Raw genomic sequence first — 4,213 nt, 5'->3', positions numbered from 1 at the left:
GGGCGGGGGCGGCGACTGCGGGGCGCCGAATCCACCACCCTGCGGCGGCTGGTCCTGCGGTGCTCCGAAACCGCCCTGCGGCGGCTGGTCGGGCGGCTGAGTCATCAGCGCTCTTCCCCCTCGTTCACTGACTTTTAGCCACGCCCTGAGGTTCGCTCACGGACCCTGGGTCGTACTCATATTGTTCTCAGACGGCTCTTTCTATCACCCGGTGCGGACAGCGGGCGGGGCCGTGCCCTCCCCTGTTCCCAAGGGAGAACCGGCCCGTGATGCCCCCGTTACGCGCCTTCACGCCCCCTTCACGCGACGCACGCGCCCCCTGCGCGGGTCGCGTGCGAGGTCAGGCGTCCTCCGCCAGTTCCAGCCAGCGCATCTCCAGTTCCTCCCGCTCGGCGCCCAAGTCCCTCAGCTGGGCATCCAGTTCCGCCACCTTCGCGAAGTCCGTGGCGTTCTCGGCGATCTGGGCGTGCAGCTTGGACTCCTTCTCGGAGACCTTGTCCAACTGCCGCTCGATCTTCTGGAGTTCCTTCTTGGCGGTGCGCTGGTCGGCGGCGCTCTTCTCCATGGTGGCCGGGCGGGGGGCCGCGGCCGCGGTCTGCGCGGCGACCGCCTCCTCCATCCGCTGCCGCCGCTCCAGGTACTCGTCGATGCCGCGCGGCAGCATCCGCAGGGCGCCGTCACCGAGGAGGGCGAACACCCGGTCCGTGGTGCGCTCCACGAAGAACCGGTCGTGGGAGATGACGATCATCGAGCCGGGCCAGCCGTCGAGGACGTCCTCGAGCTGGGTGAGGGTCTCGATGTCGAGGTCGTTGGTGGGCTCGTCGAGGAAGAGGACGTTGGGCTCGTCCATGAGCAGGCGCAGCAGCTGGAGCCGCCGCCGCTCGCCACCGGAGAGGTCACCGACCGGCGTCCACTGCTTCTCCTTGCTGAAGCCGAACGTCTCGCACAGCTGACCGGCGGTCATCTCGCGGCCCTTGCCGAGGTCGACGCGCTCCCGGACCTGCTGCACGGCCTCCAGGACCCGCAGGGCGGGGTTGAGTTCGGCGACCTCCTGGGAGAGGTAGGCGAGCTTGACGGTCCGGCCGACGGCGACCCGGCCGCCGACCGGCTGCGCCTCGCCCGCGGTGCGGGCCGCGTCCGCCATCGCCCGCAGCAGGGAGGTCTTGCCGGCGCCGTTGACGCCGACGAGGCCGATCCGGTCGCCGGGGCCGAGCTGCCAGGTGACGTGCTTGAGCAGCACCTTCGGGCCGGCCTGGACGGTGACGTCCTCGAGGTCGAAGACGGACTTGCCGAGCCGGGAGGAGGCGAACTTCATCAGCTCGCTGCTGTCGCGGGGCGGCGGCACGTCGGCGATCAGCTCGTTGGCGGCCTCGACACGGAAACGCGGCTTGGAGGTACGGGCGGGCGCGCCACGGCGCAGCCAGGCCAGCTCCTTGCGGATGAGGTTCTGCCGCTTGGCCTCTTCCGTGGCGGCGATCCGCTCGCGCTCGGCGCGCGCGAAGACGTAGTCGGAGTAGCCGCCCTCGTACTCGTAGACGTCGCCGCGCTGCACGTCCCACATGCGGGTGCAGACCTGGTCGAGGAACCACCGGTCGTGGGTGACGCAGACCAGCGCCGAGCGCCGGTTGCGCAGGTGCGTGGCGAGCCAGGCGATGCCCTCGACGTCGAGGTGGTTGGTGGGCTCGTCGAGGACGAGCAGGTCCTGCTCCTCGATGAGCAGCTTGGCGAGCGCGATACGGCGCCGCTCGCCACCGGAGAGCGGTCCGATGACGGTGTCCAGGCCCTTGGGGAAGCCGGGCAGGTCAAGCCCCCCGAACAGCCCGGTCAGCACGTCCCTGACCTTGGCGTTGCCCGCCCACTCGTGGTCGGCCATGTCGCCGATGACCTCGTGCCGGACGGTGGCGGCGGGGTCGAGCGAGTCGTGCTGGGTGAGCACGCCGAGCCGCAGCCCACCGGAGTGGGTGACGCGTCCGGTGTCGGCCTCCTCCAGCTTGGCGAGCATCCGGATGAGGGTGGTCTTGCCGTCGCCGTTGCGCCCGACGACGCCGATCCGGTCCCCTTCGGACACACCGAGCGAGACGCCGTCCAGCAGGGCACGGGTGCCGTACACCTTGCTGACGTTCTCGACATTGACCAGGTTGACGGCCATTTCACTCCTGCCCCGGGGGATGGATCGACCTTCCAGGGTAGTCGGAGGTCGGGGGTCGATCCGGTGCCCGTTCCTCCTGGCGCCGCTGGTGGCACCGTACGGCCGGCAGCGGCGACTCCACCTCGTCGAGGTCGGGCCCGACCGGGCCCGGCGTACCACCTCCGGGAAGACGGCCCACATCAGCCACGGCGAGCCGGTGTCCACCGCGCGCGGCAGCGGGGTGGTGCCGCCGTGTTTCGGCGGGCCCGGCGGCCGGATCAGCGTGCGGTGGGGGCGCCGGGCGTCGGGGCGGCCGGCTCGGTCACCGTCGCGTCGGCCGGGTCACCGTCGCGCCCGGTGCGGGTGCCGTCGCCGTGCGGACCGTGCGGCAGGTGCCGGAGGTGCGCAGGGCGTCGGCGATCTTCGCGGCGGACTCGGGGTCGCGGGCGAGGAAGGCCGTGGTGGGACCCGAACCCGAGACGAGCGCGGTCAGGGCGCCCGCGTCGCGGCCCGCGGCAAGGGTGTCGGCCAGTTCCGGGAAGAGGGAGAGCGCTGCGGGCTGGAGGTCGTTGGAGACGGCGGCGGCCAGCGCGTCCGGGTCACCCTTGGCCAGCGCGTCCAGCAGTTCCGCCGAGGCCTCGGGCTCCGGGATCTCCCGCCCCTCGGCCATGCGGTCGAACTCCCGGAAGACCGCCGGGGTGGACAGTCCGCGCCCGGCCATCGCGAACACCCAGTGGAAGGTGCCGCCGACCTCCAGCGCGGTCAGCCGTTCCCCGCGCCCGGTGCCGAGTGCGGCCCCGCCCACCAGGCTGAACGGCACGTCGCTGCCCAGCTCCGCGCAGATGGCGAGCAGCTCGGCGCGCGAGGCGCCGGTGCCCCACAGCGTGTCGCAGGCGAGCAGGGCGCCCGCGCCGTCCGCGCTGCCGCCCGCCATGCCGCCGGCGACCGGGATGTCCTTGTTGATGTGGAGGTGCACGGCCGGTTCGATGCCCCGGCGTTCGGCGAGCGCGATCGCCGCACGCGCCGCGAGGTTGGTGCGGTCCAGCGGGACCTGGTCGGCGTCCGGACCCTCGCAGGTGACGCGGAGCCCGTCCGCCGGGGTGACGGTGACCTCGTCGTACAGACCGACCGCGAGGAACACGTTGGCGAGGTCGTGGAAGCCGTCGGGGCGGGCGGCGCCCACCGCGAGCTGCACGTTCACCTTCGCCGGCACCCGCACCGTCACGCTCACTTGCCCGCCTCCCGCTGCTCGGCGATCCGAGCGAACTCCTCCACCGTCAGTGACTCACCGCGCGCCTGCGGCGAGACCCCGGCCGCGACCAGGGCCGCCTCGGCGGCGGCCGCGGAGCCGGCCCAGCCGGCGAGGGCCGCCCGCAAGGTCTTGCGGCGCTGCGCGAACGCCGCGTCGACGACCGCGAAGACCTGTGCCTTGGACGCCGTGGTCTTGACCGGCTCGGTCCGCCGGACGAGCGAGACCAGGCCGCTGTCGACGTTCGGGGCGGGCCAGAAGACGTTGCGCCCGATGGACCCGGCCCGCTTCACCTCGGCGTACCAGTTGGCCTTCACGGACGGGACGCCGTACACCTTCGAGCCGGGCGCGGCGGCCAGCCGGTCGGCGACCTCGGCCTGCACCATCACCAGCGTCCGCTCGATGCCGGGGAAGGTGTCGAGCATGTGCAGCAGCACCGGCACGGCCACGTTGTACGGCAGGTTCGCCACGAGGGCGGTGGGCGCGGGGCCGGGCAGTTCGGCGACGTGCATCGCGTCGGAGTGGACCAGCGCGAACCGGTCGGCGCGCTCCGGCATCCGGGCGGCGATGGTGGCGGGCAGCGCGGCGGCCAGCACGTCGTCGATCTCGACGGCGGTGACCCGGTCGGCGGCCTCCAGCAGGGCGAGCGTGAGGGAGCCGAGGCCCGGGCCGACCTCGACGACCACGTCGTCGGGGCGGACCCCGGCGGTGCGGACGATCCGGCGGACCGTGTTGGCGTCGATCACGAAGTTCTGGCCGCGCTGCTTGGTGGGGCGGACACCGAGTGCGGCCGCGAGCTCGCGGATGTCGGCGGGGCCGAGGAGGGCGTCGGGGGT

3 protein-coding genes are annotated in these 4,213 nt (G+C 73.0%); all 3 read right to left on the bottom strand.

The features are described from left to right. Nucleotides 1-340 precede the first annotated feature (340 nt). Complete coding sequence (locus V7E45_RS39050) at nucleotides 341-2,149, bottom strand: ABC-F family ATP-binding cassette domain-containing protein (protein WP_333779038.1); 1,809 nt, start codon at nucleotides 2,147-2,149, stop codon at nucleotides 341-343. Between the two features lie 301 nt (nucleotides 2,150-2,450). Then, nucleotides 2,451-3,359, bottom strand: coding sequence for a 4-(cytidine 5'-diphospho)-2-C-methyl-D-erythritol kinase (locus tag V7E45_RS39045; RefSeq protein ID WP_333779037.1), 909 nt, complete (start codon nucleotides 3,357-3,359; stop codon nucleotides 2,451-2,453). Beyond that, nucleotides 3,356-4,213, bottom strand: an 858-nt coding sequence (gene rsmA / locus V7E45_RS39040) for a 16S rRNA (adenine(1518)-N(6)/adenine(1519)-N(6))-dimethyltransferase RsmA (protein WP_333779036.1), incomplete at its 5' end; no start/stop codon positions are given. The genes V7E45_RS39045 and rsmA, both read right to left, overlap by 4 nt.

The organism is Streptomyces sp. IBSBF 3136 (assembly GCF_036815105.1).
Lineage (GTDB): Bacteria > Actinomycetota > Actinomycetes > Streptomycetales > Streptomycetaceae > Streptomyces.
The sequence above is the reverse complement of the archived record's forward strand: the minus strand, read 5'-3'. Positions and strand labels throughout refer to the sequence as shown.